The 20,141-nt window shown below is 75.5% G+C and carries 18 protein-coding genes; 3 read left to right on the top strand and 15 right to left on the bottom strand.

Annotated features, from left to right (window positions below):
- Window positions 1-98 precede the first annotated feature (98 nt).
- Complete coding sequence (locus tag ACIA6B_RS28715) at window positions 99-1,124, top strand: LacI family DNA-binding transcriptional regulator (RefSeq protein ID WP_396778064.1); 1,026 nt, start codon at window positions 99-101, stop codon at window positions 1,122-1,124.
- A 13-nt stretch (window positions 1,125-1,137) separates the two neighbouring features.
- Here the strand turns inward: ACIA6B_RS28715 and ACIA6B_RS28710 are convergent, their stop codons facing one another.
- The 8 genes from ACIA6B_RS28710 to ACIA6B_RS28675 all read right to left on the bottom strand — a co-directional run bounded on the left by ACIA6B_RS28710 (window position 1,138) and on the right by ACIA6B_RS28675 (window position 10,337).
- Window positions 1,138-2,436, bottom strand: a complete 1,299-nt coding sequence (locus ACIA6B_RS28710; RefSeq protein ID WP_396778062.1) for a D-alanyl-D-alanine carboxypeptidase family protein — start codon at window positions 2,434-2,436, stop codon at window positions 1,138-1,140.
- 95 nt (window positions 2,437-2,531) lie between these two features.
- On the bottom strand, window positions 2,532-3,248 hold the full coding sequence (locus ACIA6B_RS28705) for a polysaccharide deacetylase family protein (RefSeq protein WP_396778061.1): 717 nt from the start codon (window positions 3,246-3,248) through the stop codon (window positions 2,532-2,534).
- A complete protein-coding gene (locus tag ACIA6B_RS28700) occupies window positions 3,245-4,486 on the bottom strand; it encodes a glycosyltransferase (RefSeq protein WP_396778059.1) in 1,242 nt (413 codons plus the stop codon). Before ACIA6B_RS28700 ends, ACIA6B_RS28705 begins: the two co-directional genes overlap by 4 nt.
- Before the next feature lie 172 nt (window positions 4,487-4,658).
- Window positions 4,659-5,933, bottom strand: a complete 1,275-nt coding sequence (locus ACIA6B_RS28695; protein ID WP_396778058.1) for a D-alanyl-D-alanine carboxypeptidase family protein — start codon at window positions 5,931-5,933, stop codon at window positions 4,659-4,661.
- 142 nt (window positions 5,934-6,075) lie between these two features.
- Window positions 6,076-6,495, bottom strand: a complete 420-nt coding sequence (locus ACIA6B_RS28690) for a protein-tyrosine phosphatase family protein (protein ID WP_396778056.1) — start codon at window positions 6,493-6,495, stop codon at window positions 6,076-6,078.
- Window positions 6,496-6,595: 100 nt separating this feature from the next.
- A complete protein-coding gene (locus tag ACIA6B_RS28685; RefSeq protein ID WP_396778055.1) occupies window positions 6,596-7,219 on the bottom strand; it encodes a hypothetical protein in 624 nt (207 codons plus the stop codon).
- Window positions 7,220-7,232: 13 nt separating this feature from the next.
- Entirely contained in the window at window positions 7,233-9,017 is a 1,785-nt protein-coding gene (locus ACIA6B_RS28680; protein WP_396778053.1) for a DUF4012 domain-containing protein, read from the bottom strand.
- A gap of 84 nt (window positions 9,018-9,101) precedes the next feature.
- Window positions 9,102-10,337, bottom strand: coding sequence for a glycosyltransferase family 4 protein (locus tag ACIA6B_RS28675; RefSeq protein ID WP_396778052.1), 1,236 nt, complete (start codon window positions 10,335-10,337; stop codon window positions 9,102-9,104).
- Window positions 10,338-10,481: 144 nt separating this feature from the next.
- Here ACIA6B_RS28675 and ACIA6B_RS28670 point away from each other — a divergent pair, with 144 nt between their 5' ends.
- Complete coding sequence (locus ACIA6B_RS28670; protein WP_396778051.1) at window positions 10,482-11,036, top strand: low molecular weight phosphatase family protein; 555 nt, start codon at window positions 10,482-10,484, stop codon at window positions 11,034-11,036.
- On the opposite strand, the gene ACIA6B_RS28665 is transcribed toward ACIA6B_RS28670, so the two are convergent.
- Window positions 11,017-12,471 carry a polysaccharide biosynthesis tyrosine autokinase gene (locus ACIA6B_RS28665; protein WP_396778049.1) on the bottom strand — a complete coding sequence of 485 codons (1,455 nt, stop codon included), beginning with the start codon at window positions 12,469-12,471 and terminating at the stop codon, window positions 11,017-11,019. The two genes, ACIA6B_RS28670 and ACIA6B_RS28665, sit on opposite strands and share 20 nt — an antisense overlap.
- A gap of 185 nt (window positions 12,472-12,656) precedes the next feature.
- Between ACIA6B_RS28665 and ACIA6B_RS28660 the strand changes: the two genes are divergently transcribed.
- Window positions 12,657-14,510, top strand: coding sequence for a polysaccharide biosynthesis protein (locus ACIA6B_RS28660; protein WP_396778047.1), 1,854 nt, complete (start codon window positions 12,657-12,659; stop codon window positions 14,508-14,510).
- A gap of 89 nt (window positions 14,511-14,599) precedes the next feature.
- Here ACIA6B_RS28660 and ACIA6B_RS28655 read toward each other — a convergent pair whose 3' ends face one another.
- The 6 genes from ACIA6B_RS28655 to egtA form a co-directional block, all read right to left on the bottom strand.
- Window positions 14,600-14,800, bottom strand: a complete 201-nt coding sequence (locus tag ACIA6B_RS28655; protein WP_396778045.1) for a hypothetical protein — start codon at window positions 14,798-14,800, stop codon at window positions 14,600-14,602.
- Window positions 14,801-14,900: 100 nt separating this feature from the next.
- Window positions 14,901-15,488 (bottom strand): TMEM165/GDT1 family protein, encoded by a 588-nt coding sequence (locus ACIA6B_RS28650; RefSeq protein WP_107162705.1) that lies wholly within the window; start codon window positions 15,486-15,488, stop codon window positions 14,901-14,903.
- A gap of 231 nt (window positions 15,489-15,719) precedes the next feature.
- Window positions 15,720-16,685 (bottom strand): L-histidine N(alpha)-methyltransferase, encoded by a 966-nt coding sequence (gene egtD / locus ACIA6B_RS28645; protein WP_396778044.1) that lies wholly within the window; start codon window positions 16,683-16,685, stop codon window positions 15,720-15,722.
- Window positions 16,685-17,467, bottom strand: a complete 783-nt coding sequence (egtC, locus tag ACIA6B_RS28640; RefSeq protein ID WP_396778042.1) for an ergothioneine biosynthesis protein EgtC — start codon at window positions 17,465-17,467, stop codon at window positions 16,685-16,687. Before egtC ends, egtD begins: the two co-directional genes overlap by 1 nt.
- A 9-nt stretch (window positions 17,468-17,476) precedes the next feature.
- Window positions 17,477-18,805: an ergothioneine biosynthesis protein EgtB gene (gene egtB / locus ACIA6B_RS28635; RefSeq protein WP_396778040.1), complete on the bottom strand. Its 1,329-nt coding sequence runs from the start codon at window positions 18,803-18,805 to the stop codon at window positions 17,477-17,479.
- A complete protein-coding gene (gene egtA, locus ACIA6B_RS28630; RefSeq protein ID WP_396778038.1) occupies window positions 18,802-20,037 on the bottom strand; it encodes an ergothioneine biosynthesis glutamate--cysteine ligase EgtA in 1,236 nt (411 codons plus the stop codon). The genes egtB and egtA overlap by 4 nt, the downstream gene beginning before the upstream one ends.
- Between the last annotated feature and the right edge of the window lie 104 nt (window positions 20,038-20,141).

The raw sequence follows: 20,141 nt of genomic DNA, 5'->3' as shown, positions 1-20,141 counted from the left end.
GCCGGGTCGATCTGTCGTCAAGCCCTCGGCGTACGGCAAGATGTCCGTGGGGCGGGACGGTTTTCCGGTCGGTCCGGCAGCCGGCGAAGGGAACACGGGTGAGCGCGGACGACGAGCGCAGGGTGACCATCACCGCGATCGCACGGGAGGCGGGTGTCTCCGTGCCCACCGTGTCGCGCGTGCTCAACGGGCGTTCCGACGTCGCGCCGGACACCCGGGAGCGGGTCGAGGAACTGCTGCGCCACCACGGCTACCGACGCCGCAACAGCCGCACGGTACGCCGGGCGGACCTGATCGACCTGGTCTTCAACGACCTGGACAGCCCCTGGGCCGTGGAGATCATCCGCGGGGTGGAGGACGTCGGCCACGCCGCCGGGGTGGGCATCGTCGTGTCGGCCGTGCACCGCGAGTCCAGCTCCACCCGGCAGTGGCTGCACAACCTGCGCGCCCGCGCCTCCGACGGGGTGATCGTGGTGACCTCGCACCTGAGCCCGGCGGTGCACGCGCAACTGCGCCGGCTCAACGTGCCGGTGGTGGTGGTCGACCCGGACGCCGGCGTGGCCGGGACGGACGTGCCGGCGATCGGCGCCACCAACTGGACCGGCGGCCTGTCCGCCACCGAACACCTGCTGAGCCTCGGCCACCAGCGGATCGGGTTCGTCGCCGGCCCGCCGCACCTGCTGTGCAGCCGGGCCCGGCTGGACGGCTACCGGGCCGCGTTGGCCGCCGCCGGCGTGCCGGCCGACGACCGGCTGGTGCACCCCGGCGACTTCTACCACGCCGCCGGCTACACGGCCGGCGGCGCGCTGCTCGACCTCGACGACCCGCCCACCGCGATCTTCGCGGCCAGCGACCAGATGGCCTTCGGCGTCTACGAGGCGGTGCGCCGCCGCGGCCTGCGGGTCGCCGACGACGTCTCCGTGGTCGGCTTCGACGACCTGCCCGAGGCGCGGTGGGCCTCGCCGCCGCTGACCACCGTGCGCCAGCCGCTGGTGGAGATGGGCCGCCTCGCGGCCCGCACCGTGCTGCGACTGGCCCAGGGTGAGGAGATCGAGTCGCCCCGGATCGAACTGGCCACCGAACTGGTGGTGCGGGACAGCACGGCGGCCCCCGCCGGCCGCTGACCAGCCGGACTTCTCAGTCCCCTTCCGGAATTTCCGGCTTCCGCAGCCCGGGCGCGGCCGACAGCGCCACCGCCGCGGCGTGCCGACGGCGACGGGCCAGCAGCACCGCTCCCCCGACCACCACCACCGCGCCCACCGTCAGCGGCACGCCGACACCCGACCCGGTGCCGGCCCGCGCCGCACCGCCGCCCAGGTCGGCGTGCCCGGCCAGCGCCGACGCGGGCCCGGTGGCGGGCGTCGGCGAGCGGTCCAGCTCGCCCGGCTCCACCAGGCGGCCGACCGACGCGTCCCGGGGCAGCCCGAATCCCCAGTCCAGCAACGCCGCGCCCTGCTGCCAGCCGCGCTGGATGGGGATCTCCGCGCCGAGCAGCGTCACCACCAGCCGGCGTCCGCCGCGCTCGGCCGCGCCGACGTACGTGTGCCGGGCCAGATCGGTGAAGCCGGTCTTGCCACCGAGCGCGCCCGGATAGTGGTCCAGCAGCATGTTGTCGTTCTGGATCTGGAACGCCTTCTCGTGCAGCGCCGGCTGGGCCGGCACCTGCGCGGTGCGGGTGGCGGTGTAGCGCCGGAAGGCCGGCTCGCGGAAGCACGCCCGGGCGATCAACGCCAGGTCGTACGCGCTGGTGAACTGCCCCGGGCCGTCCAGCCCGGACGGCGTGACCGCGTGCGTCTGCCGGGCGCCGAGCCGGTGCGCCTCGTCGTTCATCGCGCGGACGCCGCCGGCCAGCCCGTCCGGGCCGCCGCCGAGCCGGGCCAGCGCGTTGGCGGCCTCGTTGCCCGACTTGAGCAGCAGGCCCAGCCAGATCGTCTCGATCCGGTAGCGCCCGCCCTCGGCCAGCCCCACCGCCGAACTGCCCGGCTCGATCGCCAGGTCGCCGGCGGTCATGGTGACCTCCCGGTCCGGGTCCAGCCGGGGCAGCACGGTGGCGGCCAGCAGCAGCTTCTGCACGCTGGCCGGGACGCCGTACTCGTGCGGGCCGCAGCCGCCGAGCACCGCGCCGGTGTCCAGGTCGGCGACCAGCCACGAGGTCGCGGTCACCGGCGGCGGCGTCGCGGTCGCCGCGGTCGGCACGACGAGTCCGGCGGTGTCCAGCGCCGCGCCGCCGACGGACCGGGCCGCCCGGTCGGGCGGCGGCGGGGGCTGCGGCGGACGGGTCACCGGGGCCGGCACGTTGGGGCAGGGCGGCGCCCCACCGGGCAACCGGCGGGCCGGGCCGCCGGCCCGGATCGCCGCCACGGCGGATGTCACCGGCGTCGACAGCGGCAGGAGCAGGGCGGCGGCCAGCGCCACGGATGGTCCCCAGGTCCTCATGTCCCGGACGCTAGCCACGCCGACCCGAACGGGTCACCGGCTCCGGGATTCGCGCCCCGGCGGCGGGGTGGTGGCGTAGGGTCCCGGCTCCGCGGTCAGCGCGCCGCGAGCCCGTGGCCGCCGAGCGGGCCGACCCGCCATCCCCGGTGACGGCACTCCGCGAGCAGTCCGGGCAGCGCGGCGAGCCCGGCCCGCCAGGCGTCCGGCGCGGCGGCGCAGGAGGAGTCGTGCAGCAGGACCGTGCCGCCGCCGCGCAACCCGGCCAGGACGCGGCGGCGGACCCCGTCCCCGGTCGCCGACGTGGTCCAGTCCCGCCCCCAGCAGCTCCACAGCACCGGCCGCAGGCGCAGCCGCCGGGCGGCGACCAGGGCCGCGCCGGTGAGCACCCCGTACGGCGGGCGCAGGAACGCCGGCGGCCGGCCGGTCACGTCCACCACCAGGTCGTACGCGCGGGTCAGGTCGCGGACGGTGCCGGCCGGCCCGCGCAGCAGCAGGTTGTCGTGTGCCCAGCCGTGCAGCGCCACCTCGTGTCCGGCCGCCACCAGCCGGCGGCCCAGGTCCGGTCGGCGCCGCAGCATCACGCCGAGCACGAAGAACGTGGCCCGGACCCGGTGCGCGGCCAGCACGTCCAGGAAGTGGGGCGTCGACTCCGGGTCCGGGCCGTCGTCGAAGGTCAGCGCGACCCGGTCGGGCGGCCCGAGGCCGTGCAGGCCGGGCAGCAGGCGCCGCCGAAGGGCCGGGAGCGTGGTGACCGCCGGCGCCGCGTGAGCCAGCGGCAGCACCACCGCGGCGGCCAGGGCGGCGGTCCTCACCGCAGTCCACCGGTGGACTGGAGCAACGCGGCGACGACGGCCACCGCGTCGCCGACCGGGTCCAGCAGCGGCCGACGCCCCGGCTCGGCCGGACCGGCCGGGGCGGCCCGACGCGCGGCCTCGGCGACCAGTCGGACCGCGTCCTCCGGCACCGGGCCGGCGCGCGCCCCGGCCGGGTCCTCGGGGGCGGGGTCGGGGCGCGGCCCGGCGGTCCCCGGCGGCGGGGCGCGGTGCGGCGGCGGGGGCGGCGGGCCGGCGTCGAGCACCGCCGCGAGCACCGGGCCGAGCTGTTCCGGGCTGCCCGCCCACCGGGTGAGGCCGGACCGGGCCAGGACGTCGGCGTTCGCCCGCCCGTGCCCCGGCAGGGGACGGTAGGTGACCACCGGCACCCCGGCCGCGAGCGCCTCCTGACAGGTCAGCCCGCCGGCGTTCTCCACCACCACGTCCACGGCCCGCATCAGCGTCGGCATGTCGTCCACCCAGCCCAGCACGTGCCGGCCCGGACCGCTCAGTCGCCGGCGCAGCGACCCGTTGCGCCCGCACACCACCACCGCCCGGGCCCCGGTCGCGCCGACCTCCGCCACCGTGGCCGCCACCTCGCCGACGCCCCAGGAGCCGGCCACCACCAGGGCGAGCACGCCGTCGTGCGGCAGGCCGAACCGCTCCCGGGCCCGCCGCCGGTCGAGGCCGGCGCCGCCGGCGAACGCCCGGGAGACCAGCGGCTCGACCACCGCGACGTCGACATCGGCATCCCGTTGCAGCTCGGCGTGCCGCACCGTGCAGTAGACGTCCACGCCCGGCGCGAGCCAGGTCGGGTGCACCACGAAATCGGTCACGTAGGTGAGGATCGGGACACGGAGCCGGCCGCCGCGCCGCAGCGGGCCGAGAAGCTGGTTGGCGAACGGGTAGGTGGTCACCACCGCTCTCGTGTCCGGTGGGATGCGGCGGCGGATCCGGGTCCGGAACGGGCGCAGCAGCGCACGGATGGCGCGAACGGACACCCGGGACCGGCTGGTCAGCCGGAACAGCAGGTGGTAGCCCCGGGGCAGCCGGTGCAACACCCCCCGGTACGTCTCCCGCACCGCGCGGTGCACCGGTCCGGGCAGCAGGTGCAGGAGGTTCAACCGGTCCACCTGGAAGCCCCGGCCGCGCAGGCGCTCCGCCAGCTCGTCGGCGGCCCGGTCGTGTCCGGCGCCGATGTCCGCGGAGACCACCACGATCCGTCCCGGGTGCGCCATGGGCGGCGCATACCCGCCCGGACGGCGTCCACGCGGCGGGCCCGGGACCGGTCAGGCCCGGACGGGCGGTCCGAGCGGGGACCGGGCCCTTGTCAACGCGACCGGCGGACGATCCGAGCGGGGGCCCGGTCAGCACGGCCCGGCGGCGGGTCCGAGGGGAGCGGCGCGGCGGTCAGGCGCGGCGGCGCGCGGGCCGCCGGAACCGGCCCCGCCGGGCGACGAGCGCCGCCACGGTCCCGCCGACGGCGAGCGCCAGCAGGCCGGCGGCCGGCACGATGAGCGTCCAGTCACCGTCGGCCATCCGGTGCAGCGCGGTGCCGGCCGGCCCTCGCCACGGTCGGGGCGTCGGCGTCGCCGGCGCGTCGGCCGCGGGTTCCCGGGTCGCCGCCGGCGCGGCCGGCTGGTCCAGCTCACCCGGGTCGACCAGCCGGCCGACCGACGCGTCCCGGGGCAGCGCGAAGCCCCAGTCGAGCAGTTGCGCGCCCTGCTGCCAGCCGCGTACCGGGCGGGCCTCGGCGCCGAGCAGCGTCACCACCAGCCGGCGCCCGCCGCGCTGGGCGGCGCCGACATAGCTGTGCCGGGCCAGCTCGGTGAAGCCGGTCTTGCCGCCCAGCGCGCCGGGATAGCGGTAGATGAGCTGGTTCTCGTTCTGGATCTGGAACCCGCCCTTCTTCAGCGCGGGCTGGGCCGGGATCTGGGCCCGCTCGGTCATCGCGTACCGGCCGAAGCGGGGGTCGGCGAAGCAGGCGCGGGCGATCAGCGCCAGGTCGTACGCGCTGGTGAACTGCCCGGGGCCGTCCAGGCCGGACGGCGTGACGGCGTGGGTCTGGAGCGCGCCGAGCCGGCGTGCCTCGGCGTTCATCTGGTCGACCCCGGCCCGGGCACTGCCGGCGCCCAGCCGGGCCAGCATGTTCGCCGCGTCGTTGCCGGACTGGAGCAGCAGGCCCAGCCAGAGCGTCTCCACCGGGTAGCGCCCGCCGACCAGCAGGCCCACCGCCGAGCTGCCCGGCTCGATGTCCAGGTCGGCGGCGGTGGCGACGGCCACCTGCTTCGGGTCGAGGCGGTTGAGCATGGTGGCGGCCAGCAGCAGCTTCTGGGTGCTGGCGGGGGTGCCGTACGCGTGCGGCCCGCAGGCGCCCAGCACGGCGCCGCTGTCCAGGTCGGCGACCAGCCAGGTGGTGGCGGTGACCGCGGGCGGCGCGGGACTGCCGGGCGGCGTGACGAGGCCCGGACCGGCCAGCGTCTCGCCGCCCACCACCTGCTGTTCGGGCACCGCCGCCGGTGGGACGGGACGCGGCGGCCGGGACACCTTCGGCGCGGGCAGCCGTGGGCAGGCCGCCACGGCGCCGGGAGCGGGAGCCGGCGCGGGAGCGCCCCGCGCCGGGGCGGGCGCACCGGCCGCGAGCAGGGTGACGGCGGTGACGGCGGCCAGGACCCGGGCTCTCATGAAGAGGCACCTTACCCAGCGCGGCTCCGCCGGCGGCGCGGCTCACCGTGCCGGTGACGGTGCGCCGATCGTCCGGCCCCGCGCCGTGGTCGAGCCGCGGAGCCGGGCGGTCCCGAGCGGCCCGCCGGGACCGGTGCGTCGGTCAGTGGACGCCGCGCAGCCACCGTCGCTGCCACGGCGTCTCCACCGCACGCGGATGGTAGTGCGCGCGTACCCAGGCGACCGCCCGCCCGGGGTCCAGCCCGTCCAGCACGGCCAGGGCGGCGAGCGCGGTGCCGGTGCGGCCCACGCCGCCGTAGCAGGCGACCTCGACCCGCTGACCGGCGTACGCGCGTCGCCGCGCCTCGCGCAGCGCGTCCAGCGCGTCGGCGCGGTCCAGCGGGAGCCAGAAGTCGGGCCAGCGGATCCGCCGGACCGGCCAGGCCGGCTCCGGCCCGCGCGCCAGCAGCAGGGCGAAGTCGGCCGGGGAGGCCGGGGCGGCGACGCGGCGTCCCCGTACGGTGACGCCGCCGGGCAGCGGCAGAAGACCGGCGGGATCCGTCCACGGTGGCGTCGGGTGCACCGGCTCATTGTGCGACGTGCCCCGGACACGCGGGTGCCCGCCGGAGCTTCTCCGGCGGGCACTCACGATCGGCCCGGGGTCTCCCCCGGCGCGCCTGGCGTCAGCCGAGGCGACGGCGGCGCCAGGCCAGGGACCCGAGCAGCAGCACCGCACCGGCGCCGGCCAGGCCACCGCCGAGCTTCAGCGGCGTGCCGATGCTGTCACCCGTGACGGGCAGGTGACCGCCGTGGTGTGGCGGACGCGGCGGGCGCTTGGGCAACACGATGCCGGTCGCGCTGGCGGTCCGGCCGGACGTCAGCCCGGTCGCGGTGAACGTGTAGCGACCGGGACGGGTCGGACGGTAGGTGACGGTGAAGCTGCCGTTCGCGTCGGCGGTGACCGTGAAGGTCGTGGGCGCCGTCTGGGGTCCGGCGAGGCTCGACGTGTACGACACCGACGCCATCGCCACCGTGCTGCCGTCGCTGCGCCGCGCGGTTCCCTCGGCGGGTGCGGCGACGGGCAGGTTGGAGATGGCGACGTCGATGCGGACCTGCTCGTTCGGCAGGAAGTTCCGGCCGTTGAGCGTGAACGTCTCGCCGAGCGTGATGGTGGTCGGCGTCACGGTCAGCGACGCGACCACGGGCGGATAGACCGGTGGCTGCGGCTGCGCCGCTCCGGCCGCGGTCGGCGCGGCCACGATGGCCAGGCCCACCGAGAGCGCCATGATGATGCGGGATAGCCGCATGATGGTTTCCCTCCTACTGTTCACATCTGGGTGCGGTGGTTATCTGGGTGGTCCACGGGGTGACGGTGGGAGTGAGCACCAGATCGGCCGTGCCGGCGCCGTTCTGGCCGGTGAGCAGCGTGACGTCGAGCGTCCGGGTCTGCCCGGGGCCGACCTCCACATTCGCCACCGCGACCTGACGCCGGCGGTCGAGCCCGCTGCCCATCGCGGTGTCCCGTCCGTCCAGCCGGCCGGCGAGGACCGCGCCGCCGCTGGGGGTGTGCACCGAGACGAACGTGCGGGCGGTGTACTTGTCGCCGGACAGGGCCATGCCCGTGACCGACTCCGTCAGACCCGACCGCGGGGCGGTGGAGTGCACCGTGACCCGCAGCCGCAGTTCGCGGCGTCCGTCCGGCTGGCATGCGCCGACCGTCAGGGTGGCCGAGAACCTGAGGTAGTAGCCGAGCTTCGCGCCGCTGCCGTCGTTGAGGAACACGCCGACCGTCGGCACGGTGTCCTGCTCCGGGAGCTGCCCGGCCAGCCGGGTCCCGGCCACCGCGCGTTGCTCCTCAGAACGGACACTCCAGAACAATATCCGACGTTCCTGTATCGAGCGGCTAATAACGGTTAAAAGCGCTCGTGGGTCAACCGTCCTCGTGAACAGCGCGTCGAACACCCCCGACGCGGCCCGCGCGTAGAACGCGTCCTGCGCCTTCACGTCCAGGTCCCGGTACGAGTCGCTGAGCAGCGTCCGCACGGCGGTGCCGCCGGCCAGCGCCGGACCGTCCGGCACCTTCACCGGGCCGATGACGTCGAGCAGGTACGACAGCATCACCGGGTCGACCGCCAGCACACCGTCCACCGTGATCCCGGTACGCCGGCGCACCATCTCGCGGTAGAGCGCGGCGGCGGTCGGGAAGCTCGGGCTCAGGTTGACGTCCGCCGGATACATCCCCGGCAGGTCGGTCCAGAGCCGGCGCATCTCCGGGTCCACCTTGAGCGGTGGATCGAAGTACCGCAGATCCGTGGCGTTGCCCTGCCCCGCCAGCCGGATCCGGCCGGCGTCCGCGCGCAGCACGGCGTACGCGCCGAACATGCCGCCGGTGGCCCGCAACTCGGCCGGGTTCTGCGAGACGAGCAGGTAGCTGCGCGGGCCGTCCGCGCCGAGCAGCGGCGGCAACAGGCGGACGCCGCGGTCGGCGGCGGAGGTGAGCCCGCCCAACCGGTCCAACTCCTCCCGCAGCGCGGTGACCGCGTTCCGCACCTGCGTCACCAGGCCGCGGGTCGGCACCGCCCGTAGCCGGTCCGCCGTCCGGCGGACCGCCTGGTCGGCGGCCGACACCTCGGCCGCGACCGCGCGCAGCCGACCCACGTCGAGCCGGCCCTGCTTCGGCACCAGCGATGCGAGGTCGACCCGGAGCAGGGTGGGGAAGGCGAGCCGGGCCAGGTCGTCCACCGCCACCGAGATCTGCCGCACCGCCGTCAGGTTGCCCCCGGCGTACGGGACGCCCTGGCCGAGCCACCAGACCGGGTCGCCGGTCGCCGCGCGCGCGGCGCCGGCCTGTTCCTGGAGCGCGGCCAGGGTCCGCTGGGCCCGGGCCACATCGCCGTCGAGCACCTGGGCGCTGAGATCCTTGGCCAGGCCGGCGGCGTTCACCAGGTGGGCCCGGGCCTGCCAGCCCCGGAACGTGACCCAGCCGCCGGCGGTGGCGAGCACCGAGACGACGACCAGCCCGACCAGCAGGACGCGCCGGACGCGGGCCCGCCGGCGGCGCCGTGAGTGTCGGCGTCGGCGGGGCGACGCCGCGTGTTCCGTCACGCCACTCTCCTCGGAGTCGACAGGTGTGCGATCACCATGCGGTGCTCGTGTCGGATAGGAGTATGTATCGACTAAAGTACGCTTCTAGTCGGTTTTCGGGTTTTTCATCCGAACCGTGGCCACGTCGCGCAGCAGCGCCTCGATCCGGTCCACCCCGGCCCGCAGCGACATCTGCCGCAGGTAGGCGTCCCGCCCCCGGCGGCCCATGTCGGCCCGGGCGGCCGGCGGAATCGCCGCGGCCAGCCAGAACCGGTCGGCCAGGGTCGCCCAGTCCTCGGGCGGGCAGGACAGCCCGGCTCGGGCCCGCTCCACCAGCTCCGCGGTGTCGCCGCCGGCCGAGGCGACCACCGGCGCGGCGCAGGAGAGCGCGGCCGGCAGGGTGCCGGGCACGGTGCCGCGCAGCTCCGGCCGGTCGCGCAACATGACGAGCTGGTAGTCGGCGGCGGCGTAGAGCTGGGGCATGTCCGCCGGTGAGCGCCGCTCGACGAACCGGACGTTGTCCGCGCGCAGTTCGGCGGCGAGGTCCCGTACCCGCCGCTCCTCCGCGCCCGAGCCGACCAGGACCAGGTCCATCCGGTCCCCCAACGCCGCCGCCGCCCGGACCGCGGTCTCCAGACCCTGCCGTACGCCGATCGTGCCGGCGTGCATCACCACGCAGCGGTCGTCCCGGCGGATCAGCCGACGTGCGGCGGGACCGGGCCGCGCCGGGCGGAACAGTCGCTCGTCGGTCCAGTTCAGCACCGTGCGCACCCGGTCCGGTTCGGCCCCGCCGGCAAGCACCAGCTCGCGCATGGACGGTGCGCTGACCGCTATCGCGTCCGCCTCCCGGTACAGCCGGCGCAGGCCCGCGTCCAACCGCCCCGACCAGCCACCTGCCGCCCCCGGCCGGGCCGGCTCCTCCTCCACCCAGACGTCCTGCACGTGCAGCACCGTCGGCACCCGGCCCAGCATCCGCAGCAGGCCGGCCGCGGCGAACGTCACCGCAGGGAGTTGGAGGACGTACAACGCGTCGAGGTCCCGCAGGTAGCGCCGGCCGGCCAGCGTCGCGCTGCCGGCGAAGGAGAGCCAGCCGGCCGCCCGCGCGCGGGCGGAGCCCGCCCCGCCGGCGTACCGGGGCACCCGGCGGACGGTCAGCCGCTCGCTGCGCGTCTGGTGCCCCCACCGTTGCCGCCAACCCGGATAGAGCTGGCCGCCCGGGTGGTCCGGGAACCCGGTGAGCACGCGTACCTCGTGGCCCCGGGCGGCCAGCTCCTCGGCCAGGCTGCCCGGGATGAACGCCGGCTCCGGCGGGAAGTGGTACGACAGGATGCCGATCCTCATGGCCGCGCTCCCGGCGCGGCCTGCCGGAGGCGTGTCCACCGTGGCGCGTACGATGCCGGCATCCCCTCGCTGTCCGGTCGCGACCGCCGGCAGCCCACCGTCGCGGCGCCGCCCCGCGCGACCGCGCCGACCAGAGGGGGCCAGATGCCCGACGGGGTGCTCTTCGTCTGCCACGCGAACATGTGCCGGTCACCGATGGCCGAGTTCATCGCCCGCCGGTGGCTGGCCGGACTCCCGGTGACGGTGGCCAGCGCCGGCACGGACGCGATCGACGGGGCGGGCATGCACCCGTACGCCGTCGAGGTGGCCACCGGGGACGGCGCGGACGTCACCGCGTTCCGCACCCGCCGGCTGCGCCCGGAGCACCTCACCTCGGCGACGCTGGTGCTGACCGCGAGCCGTCGCCAGCGTTCGGCCTGCGCGGCGCTGGCCCCGGCCGCGTTGGGCCGGACGTTCACGCTGCACCAGTTCGCCCGCCTGGCCGCCGCGGCCCGGCCGGACGGCACGCCCGGGACCACCCCGCTGCGGGCGGCCGTGGCGGCGGCCGTCCGTGCCCGGGGGCGGCTGCAACCCGCCCCCGACGGCACGGACGACCTGCGGGACCCGATCGGCGGCTCCCCGGCCGACTTCCGCCGGTGCGCCGAGGAGATCGAGCGGTCGATCCGGCCCCTGCGCGCGCTCATCGCGACAGCCGGGTGAGTTCCTGAGTCCGGTCACCCTCGGCGGTCTGCGCGTCCCGCTGGGTCGCCCCGACCCGGCCGGTGGGCACGGCCGGCTCGGCCAGCGGCACGACCACCTTGTACGTCTCGTACTGGTAGGCGTCCGCCTTGCCGACCTTGGCCATGTTGAGCACGCAGCCGAGCAGGCGCACCGACACCGAGCTGAGCGCCCGCGCCGCGGCGGCCACCTGGCCGCGTGAGGTCCGTCCCTGCTGGGTGACCAGGAGCGCGCCGTCGGCCTGCACGGCCACCACCACGCCGTCGGTGACCGCGAGCAGCGGCGCGGTGTCGATGATCACGATGTCCGCCGACTCGCGCAGCGCCACCAGCAGATCCGCCATCGCCTTGGAGCCGAGCAGCTCGCTCGGGTTCGGCGGGGTGGCGCCGCTGGGCAGGACCAGCAGCGACTTCTCGCCCCACCGCTGCACCACGTCAGCGACCTGCACGTCGCCGACGAGCACGTCGGTGAGCCCGACCCCGCCGTCAAGACCGAGGTAGTCGGCGGCCTTGGGACGGCGCAGGTCGGCGTCGATGAGCAGCACCCGCCAGCCCGCCTCGGCCAGCGCGATGGCGATGTTGCAGGCCATGGTGGTCTTCCCCTCGCCCTGCAGGGCGCTGGTGACCGCGATGACCCGGGCCGGCTCGTGCACGTCCACGAAGCGCAGGTTGGTGCGCAGCTTGCGGACCGCCTCGGCGCGGACCGAGGTGGCCGCGTCACCGACGATCAGCGGGGCGGCCTTCGCGCCGGCCTCGAACGGGATCTCGCCCAAGAGCGGGCTGCCGGTCACCCGCTGCAACGCCACGGCGTCGCGCATCCGCACGTCGGCCATGCCGCGCAGCACGGCCAGCGCGGCGCCGGCCAGCAGGCCGAGCAGCCCGCCCAGGACCAGGTTGCGCGCCGGTCGCGGCGAGACCGGGCTGGAGGTGACCCGTGGGCCGCTCACCACCTCGATCTTGATCGGTGGAGCCTTGCCGTCCGCCGGGGTCTCCACCTTCCGCACCAGCTCGGTGAACTCGGTCGCCAGGGTCTCGGTGAGCTTCAGCGCCCGGGTCTGGTTGGTGTCGGTGACCAACGCCTTGAGCAGCACCTTGTCGGGCAGCACCTCCGTGGAGATCTTGCCGCGCACCTGGTCGGCGGTGAGGCCGAGCGGCGCGTCGGCGACCACGCTCTGCGCCAGCCGGTCGCTGGTGAGCAGGTCACCGTAGGACTTCACCCGTTGTTGCAGGAACAGGCTGCCCTGGTAGGCGTCCATCACGCCCGGACTGGCCGTGGTGACGAAGAACGTCACGGAGGCCTGGTACCGCGGCACGGACCGGACCGTGACCAGGGCGGCCACGCCCAGCGTCAGCATGACGGTGACCAGCACGATCCACCAGTGGCGTCGGACCAGGCGCAGGTAGCCGAGGACGCTCATCCCGCTCCTCCTCGCGACACGCCGACCTGCCGATGAAGTTGCACAAAAGCCCCCTAAAAGCCCCAGTAGCCGTGCCAGGATCGAATCGCCCATTCACATCGTTAGGTGACCAGACGAATGTAAACGACCGGAAGGCGCGGACTATGTAAATCCGCCCATTCCGGATGAACATGTAGAGGGCAACCATGGATCGTGAAGCCGCCGCCGCCGACGAGGCGCTGCGGACACGCAGTCACACCACCCACCGCGCCGCCACTCTCTCCCTGTTAACGCTGGACACGGCCGCGTGGTGCGGGGGATTTCTCGGCGCCGCCTGGACCCGCTACGAGTTCGACCTGACCGCCGCCGCGACCGGCCGCGTGCTCACCGTCGCGCTCGCCTGCGCCGCGCTCTACGCGCTGCTCACGCTGCTGCGCTCCCGGCTCTACGGCCGCTATCCGATCGGCAGCGCCGGGGACGCCCGCGGGCTGGCCGGCACCGCGGCGATCACCGCCGCGGTCACGCTCGCCGGCGTGCTGCCCTGGGCCGAACGGCCGGTACCCGCGACCACCCCGCTGGTCGGCGGCACCGTCGCGTTGGTGCTGATGGCGGCCGGCCGCGGACTGTGGCGGTTGCACGCCGACCGGCACCGCCCGGCGCGGCACGCCGAGCGGTGCCTGGTCTACGGCGTGGACGCGGCAAGCGAACGGCTGGTCCGCGTGCTGCTGCACGACCCGGACAGCAGCTACCGTCCGGTGGGTCTGCTCGACGACGCCCCGGAGAGCCGCGGGCTCCGGCTGGAAGGGCTGCGCGTGCTCGGCGGGCGGGAGCAGGTCGGCGCCGTGGTCCGGGCCACCCAGGCGCGTACGGTCATCTTCTCGATGACCGGCGGCGACCCGCGGCTGCTGCGCGACGTGCGCACCCGCACGCTGGAGGCCGGGGCCACGTTCAAGGTCCTGCCCCCGGTCCGCGAGGTGCTCGACCGCCCGGTCCACGCCACCGACGTCCGCGACCTCCAGCTCACCGACCTGCTCGGCCGCGCCCACCGGGTGGCCGAGCTGGCCGTCGAGCGCGGCGGACTGGCCGGCCGGCGGGTGCTGGTCACCGGCGCCGGCGGCTCGATCGGCTCGGAGCTGTGCCGGCAGATCGCCCGCTGCGAGCCGGACGAGCTGATGATGCTCGACCGGGACGAGTCGGCGCTGCACGCGCTCCAGATGTCCCTGCACGGCCGGGCGCTGCTGGACGGCCCCGAACTGATCCTGGCCGACATCCGGGACGCCGACGGCATCGCCCGGGTGATCGCCGACCGGCAGCCCGACGTGGTGTTCCACGCGGCGGCGCTGAAGCACCTGACGCTGCTCCAACGGCACCCCGGCGAGGCGATCAAGACCAACATCTGGGGCACCCTGAACGTGCTGGAGGCGTGCCGGGACGTCGCCGAGTTCGTCAACATCTCCACCGACAAGGCGGCCAACCCGACGAGCGTCCTCGGCTACTCCAAGCGGATCACCGAACGGCTCACCGCCCACCGGGCCGCGCAGCTCGGCGGCACCTACCTCAGCGTCCGGTTCGGCAACGTGCTCAGCAGCCGTGGCTCGGTGCTGACCGCGTTCCAGGCGCAGATCTCCGCAGGCGTGCCGATCACCGTCACCCACCCGGACGTGACCCGCTACTTCATGACCGTGCAGGAGGCCGTGCACCTGGTGCTCCAGGCCGCGACCATCGGCCGCGGCGGCGAGGCGCTGGTGCTCGACATGGGCGAGCCGGTCCGGATCGCGGACGTGGCGCGGCGGCTGTCCGCCGAGGCGGATCACCCGGTGGACATCGTCTACACCGGGCTCCGGCCGGGCGAGAAGCTGCACGAGCACCTCTTCGGCGCGGACGAGGCGGACAGCCGGCCGCTGCACCCGCTGATCTCCCACGTGCCGGTGCCCCCGCTGGACCCCGACGAGGTGCGCGCGCTGGACCCGTACGCCGACCCGGAGGAGCTGGTGAAACGGATGGCGGCGTTCTGCGAGACGATCGGCGCGGTGCTGCCGGCGCTGCCCGGCCAGCGCTGACCGCCGCCGACGTCCAGGAACGGCCGGCCCGAGCCGGAACGCGCCGGCCGCCGCCCCCGGTCGGGGCGACGGCCGGCGCGGGACGGGGATCAGCGGTGGCGCTCGGCGCGGCGGTCGGCGCCGTCCTCGGTCTCCTCCAGCGCGTCGGCGAACGGTTCGGTGAGGTCGTCACCGGGCACCGCGACCCCCTCGGCGCGGTCCTGCTCGTCCGCGCGACCACCGGGAGGCGGTTCCGGCGCCGTGGCGCCCCCGGCGAAGCCGTACTCGTTGGGCTCATCGTGCCTGCTCATGCGCGGAACCTCCCGGTCGTCCGAATCCTGGCGGCGGTGCCGTGACACCCCCGCCAGGACACTTACCCACCGCGCCGGTTCCTGATCATCCGAGCGCCGCTCAGGTCAGCTCCCGGACCGCCTCGAAGACGAGCCAGAGACCGCAGATGGCGAACAGCACGGCCGCGCCGTACCGGATGGTCCGTTCCGGCAGGTGCCGGCCGAGCATCCGGCCCACCAGGATGGCCAGCGCGTCCGCCGCGACCATGCCGAGCGTGGAGCCGAGCCAGGTGCCGAACCAGCCGTACTTGGTGGCCAGCGTGATGGTCGCGAGCATCGTCTTGTCGCCCAGCTCGGCCAGGAAGAACGCCACGCCGACCGCGATGATCGCCGACTTGGTGCTGCGTTCGGCCTTCCGCTTCTCCTCCTCGGTGAGCTTGTCGCCGCGCAGCGTCCAGGCGCCGAAGCCGAGGAACGCCAGACCGGCGATGAGTGAGATCCAGCCCGTGGGCAGCACGCTGTTGAGGCCGACGCCGATGGCCACCGAGGCGAGGTGGACGATCGCGGTGGCGATGGTGATGCCGATGAGCACCGGCAGCGGTCGGAAGCGCGTGGCGAACGTCAGCGCCATGAGCTGGGACTTGTCGCCCAGCTCGGCGACGAAGATGACGCCGAAGCTGACCACCAGCGCGACGAGGAAACCCTCCATGTGAACCTTCCCGATCAAGCCGGGAGGAGAGACAGGGACGCCCTCGACCCGGCTGCGACAGCCTGAGTCGAAGGTCTCGCCCGCCCCGGGGACCGGGGCCGCGTGGCCGGATGCGGAACGCACCAGTGTGTCGACCACGACATTGGGGGCTACTCCCCTTCGCGCCGACCAGCCTAGCCGATCACCGCCGGCCCCGGTCGCCGGGGGTGACCGGGGCCGCGGCGGCGGCCGTCACTCGGCCCGGGCCAGACTCACCCCGAACAACCCGTCCGGGTCGGTCCAGAACGCCTGCCGCGCGAACCCGGCGCGGTCCAGCTCGGCGGCGATGCCCGCCGGCCGGAACTTGGCCGAGACCTCGGTGCGCAGCTCCTCCCCGACGGCGAACGTGAGGTCGAGGTCCAGCACCCGCACCCGGGTCGGACGCTCGGCGCGCAGCCGCATCTCGATCCACTCCCGGTCCGGGTCCCAGACCGCCACGTGGCGGAACGCGGCGACGTCGAAGTCCGCGCCCAGCTCCCGGTTGATCACCCGCAGCACGTTGCGGTTGAACTCGGCGGTCACGCCGGCGGCGTCGTCGTAGGCCGGGACGATCACGCCCGGGTCCTTCACCAGGTCGGTGCCGATCAGCAGCCAGTCCCCGACCTCCAGCGTCGCGCGCATGGCGGTGAGGAACCCGGCCCGCTCCCCCGGCAGCAGGTTCCCGATCGTGCCGCCGAGGAACGCCACCAGGCGGCGCCCGCCGGTGGGCAGCCGGTCCAGGTGACGGGTGAAGTCACCCACGATGCCCCGCACCCGCAGCCCCGGGTACGCGGCGGCGATCTGCTCGGTGGACCCGCGCAACGCGCTGACCGAGACGTCCAGCGGCACGAACGTGCCCAGGTCGCCGTGCCGGGTGAACGCGTCCAGCAGCAGCCGGGTCTTCTCCGACGAGCCGGAACCCAACTCGATCAGCGTCTTCGCGCCGGTCAGCGCCGCGACGTCGGCCGCGTGCGCGGCCAGCACCGCCCGCTCGGCCCGGGTCGGGTAGTACTCCGGCAGGCGCGTGATCTCCTCGAACAGCTCGCTGCCCCGGGCGTCGTAGAACCACTTCGGCGGCAGCCACTTCGGCGACGCGGTCAACCCGGCCCGGACGTCCTCCCGCAGCGCCCGGTCGAGGTCCTGCTCCTCCAGGTGGATCTCCAGTGGCTCCGCGCCCATCAGGTGTCCTCTCTGCCGTCGGTGGATGAGCCGGCCCCGGCCGGGGTCAGCTCGCGGATGTCCAGCCCGGCCGCGGTGGCCAGCACCAGCCGCCCGTCCGGCACCGCCTGCCAGCCGGGGTCGTCGTCGAACGGTTCGGAGGCCAGCAGCACCGAACCCGGGCCGCGCCGCACCGACAGCGCGTGCCCGGCCACCGTCGCCGCGACCGTGACGCCGTCGGTGAGCACCAGGTTCAGCCGCGAGCCGGGTGCGGCGGCGGCCACCGCGGCGACGGTGTCGGCCACCGCGTCGCCGAGCGCCGCACCGGCCCGGAGCTGATGCCGGACCAGCGCCCAGAGCACCGCCGAGTCGGTCGGCACGTCCAGCGTGAGCAGGTCCCGCACCGGCAGCCCGGCGGCGAGCGGGACGAGGCTGTCCGGCCAGCCCCGGACCACGCCGTTGTGGCTGAACAGCCAGCGCCCCTCGGCGAACGGCGCGGCGGCGGTCTCGTGCAGCGGCATGCCGACCGTGGCCGAGCGGACGGCGGCCAGCACCGCCCCGGTGGACGTCACGGCCGCCAGCTCCGGCAGCGTCGTGTCACTCCACATCGGCTGGGCCCGCCGGTAGCGGACCGGGTCGGCGTCGTCCGGGTACCAGCCGACGCCGAAGCCGTCCGCGTTGATGGTGCCGCCACCGCGCATGTCACGTGGCGCCCAGGACTGCCGCAGCAGCCCGTACGGCGGGTCGAACAGCAGGCTCCGCAGGGTGACCGGTGGACCGAGGTACGCGAGGTGACGGCACATCCGGCCGGTTCACTCCCCGTCGCCGGCGTCGCGGGCGCAGCGGAACCCGCTGAAGATCTGCCGCCGGATCGGGTAGTCCCAGTTGCGGAATGTGCCCCGGCACGCCGACCGGTCGGTGCCGAACGAGCCGCCGCGCAGCACCCGGTGGTCGTCGCCGAAGAAGACCTCCGAGTACTCCCGGTAGGGGAACGCGGTGAAGCCGGGGTGCCCCCGGAACGTGCTGGCGGTCCACTCCCAGACGTCGCCGACGAGCTGGTGCACGCCCAGCGGCGAGGCGCCGTCCGGGTAGGCGCCCACCGGCGCCGGCCACAGGTGCCGCTGGCCCAGGTTGGCGTGCGCGGTCCCCGGGTCCTCGTCGCCCCACGGGTAGCGGCGGGACCGGCCGGTCGCCGGGTCCCAGCGGGCCGCCTTCTCCCACTCCGCCTCGGTGGGCAGCCGCCTGCCGGCCCACGCCGCGTACGCCTGCGCCTCGTACCAGCAGACGTGCACCACCGGCTCGTCGTCGCGCACCGCGGACCAGCGGCCGAACCGGCGGTACGCCCAGCCGTCGCCGTCGCGCCGCCAGTGCAGCGGCGCGCTCAGCCCGGCCTCGACCCGGTGTCGCCAGCCGGCCCCGCTCCACCAGCGCGGCTGGTCGTACCCGCCGTCGGCGATGAACGCGCGGTACTGCCCGTTGGTCACCGGCGTCGCGTCGATGCGGTACGCGGGCAGGTCCACGGTGTGCGCCGGGCGCTCGTTGTCGAGCGCCCACGGGTCGGTGGAGGTGCCCATGGTGAACGGCCCGGCCGGCACCAGCACCTCGCCGCCGACGTCGACCCGGGGCTCCGGCGGCGGTGGCGCGTCCAGCACCGGGGCGCCGGCGCGCAGTTGGTGGGTGGCGAGCATCGTCTCGTCGTGCTGCTGCTCGTGCTGCACGATCATGCCGAACGCGAAGCCGTCCTCGACCAGCCGGCGGTCGGTGAACCGGATGCCGTCCAGCAGGTCGTACACCTTGTCCCGGACCGTCCGCACGTACGCGCGGGCCTCGGCCGGGGGCAGCAGCGGCAGCGCCGGCCGGTCCTTGCGGGGCTGCTTGAACGCGTCGTAGAGGTCGTCGATGTCGCGGCGCACCGGCTCGCGCCCGCCGACGTCGCGCACCAGCCACAACTCCTCCTGGTTGCCGACGTGCGCCAGGTCCCAGACCAGCGGCGACATCAGGGTGGAGTGCTGCCGGACCAGGTCGTCGTCGTCCACCGCGTCGGTCAGCAGCGCGGTGCGGGCGCGGGTGCGCTCCAGCTCGGCCGCGATCCGGTCGCGCAGCCGCTCGGCGTCCGTGCCCGGTCGCTCGGTCGTGGTCACCGCTGTCCCCTCTCCGCGGCGGCGTGCCGCCGCCGGATCGCTCGGTGCGTCTCGTCGTGCAGGTCGGCCGGCAGGTCCAGCGCCGGCAGGGCGGCCAGGGCCAGGTCGAACAGGGCCACCGCGGCGGTGGCCAGCCCGGGGTCGGCCAGCCCGTGCCGGGCCGCGTCGTGCCACCGGTCGGCGACCGGACCGGCCGCGGCGAGCGCGTCGCCCGTGGTCGTCCGGTCGGCGAACAGCGCCGCCAGCACCGCCAGCGGCACGGTCCAGGCCCGGCCCGGCTGGGCGTCCAGGTAGCGCAGTTCCAGGTAGCCGCGTGGGCGTACCGGCGGGAAGATCGTGCTGAGGTGGTATTCCAGGTCGTCGGTGGTGGGTGGGCGGGGCAACGCGCCGGCCAGCCAGTCGGTGAAGGTCACGTCCGCCGGCGGGGTCCAGTCCGGTCCGTCGCCGCGGACGCACAGCAGCGGCGCGGCGAGCGCGTAGTCGGTCCAGGCCGCCACCGGGTCGCGGTCGGCGTCGGCCGGCGACCAGACCGGACGGGTACGCGCCGGATCGATCGCCAGCCAGGCGGCCATCCGCGCGGACGCCCAACCGGTGGGCCGGCCGGCGTGCCGGTCGGCGGTGGCGAACGCGGCCAGCAGCGGCGGCCCGACGGCGTGCGCGGCGGCCCAGCGCTGGGCGAGCTGGTCGGGCTCACCGGCGTCCAGGCAGACCTGGAGCCCGGCCGTGCTGTACATCATCGCCCGCCCGGCCGGCCCACGCCTGTCGAAGACGTCCCGCATGGCGCGGTAGCGGGCGGTCTCCACGGCCGGTCGGGGCGGACGCCACGGGTCCATGCCGGAACGGCCCAGCACGAGGCCGGCGGCGTCCAGTCGGGTGCGTAGCTGCGTGATGTCGGCCTCGGTGGCCGAGATGAGCGCGGCGACCGACGGTCGCGGCGGGGTGGAGATCTCCACCTGCCCGCCGGGCTCCACGGTCACGGTGCCGCCGCGCCGGAGCTCGTCGGTCGGGCTGGTGGGGTCGAGGGTGACGGGGCTGTGCCGTCCCAACGCTGCGCGCAGTCGCTCACGGTCGACCGGTCGGGTCGGGTCCGCGGCGTCGTGCACGGTCCATTCCAGTTCGACGCCGGTGAGTGTGGGTGGACCGGTCTTGAAGCAGATCCGGGCCAGGTGCCCGCGCGCCGCGGCCTCGTCCCCCAGGACGGTGGCCCGATCCAGCTCCGGCGACATCACCATGTGGCGGCTCCTCTCCCCGGGGACGGGCGACCCACCGTCGCCCTGGGCCCGGCCGGTCCGGCACGGGGCCCGCGCCTTCCCCATCCTCTGTCTAGCAGACCGAA

Source organism: Micromonospora sp. NPDC051141, from assembly GCF_044455765.1.
Lineage (GTDB): Bacteria > Actinomycetota > Actinomycetes > Mycobacteriales > Micromonosporaceae > Micromonospora.
Note: the sequence above shows the minus strand (reverse complement) of the source record. Positions and strands in the feature narration are given on the sequence as shown.

What these genes read in the sequence shown, in the direction of transcription:
- ACIA6B_RS28710 (WP_396778062.1), bottom strand. Translation starts at nt 2,436, where the DNA reads ATGAGGACCTGGGGACCATCCGTGGCGCTGGCCGCCGCCCTGCTCCTG.
- ACIA6B_RS28700 (WP_396778059.1), bottom strand. Translation starts at nt 4,486, where the DNA reads ATGGCGCACCCGGGACGGATCGTGGTGGTCTCCGCGGACATCGGCGCC.
- ACIA6B_RS28695 (WP_396778058.1), bottom strand. Translation starts at nt 5,933, where the DNA reads ATGAGAGCCCGGGTCCTGGCCGCCGTCACCGCCGTCACCCTGCTCGCG.
- ACIA6B_RS28685 (WP_396778055.1), bottom strand. Translation starts at nt 7,219, where the DNA reads ATGCGGCTATCCCGCATCATCATGGCGCTCTCGGTGGGCCTGGCCATC.
- ACIA6B_RS28675 (WP_396778052.1), bottom strand. Translation starts at nt 10,337, where the DNA reads ATGAGGATCGGCATCCTGTCGTACCACTTCCCGCCGGAGCCGGCGTTC.
- ACIA6B_RS28670 (WP_396778051.1), top strand. Translation starts at nt 10,482, where the DNA reads ATGCCCGACGGGGTGCTCTTCGTCTGCCACGCGAACATGTGCCGGTCA.
- ACIA6B_RS28665 (WP_396778049.1), bottom strand. Translation starts at nt 12,471, where the DNA reads ATGAGCGTCCTCGGCTACCTGCGCCTGGTCCGACGCCACTGGTGGATC.
- ACIA6B_RS28660 (WP_396778047.1), top strand. Translation starts at nt 12,657, where the DNA reads ATGGATCGTGAAGCCGCCGCCGCCGACGAGGCGCTGCGGACACGCAGT.
- ACIA6B_RS28655 (WP_396778045.1), bottom strand. Translation starts at nt 14,800, where the DNA reads ATGAGCAGGCACGATGAGCCCAACGAGTACGGCTTCGCCGGGGGCGCC.
- ACIA6B_RS28650 (WP_107162705.1), bottom strand. Translation starts at nt 15,488, where the DNA reads ATGGAGGGTTTCCTCGTCGCGCTGGTGGTCAGCTTCGGCGTCATCTTC.
- egtD (WP_396778044.1), bottom strand. Translation starts at nt 16,685, where the DNA reads ATGGGCGCGGAGCCACTGGAGATCCACCTGGAGGAGCAGGACCTCGAC.
- egtC (WP_396778042.1), bottom strand. Translation starts at nt 17,467, where the DNA reads ATGTGCCGTCACCTCGCGTACCTCGGTCCACCGGTCACCCTGCGGAGC.
- egtA (WP_396778038.1), bottom strand. Translation starts at nt 20,037, where the DNA reads ATGGTGATGTCGCCGGAGCTGGATCGGGCCACCGTCCTGGGGGACGAG.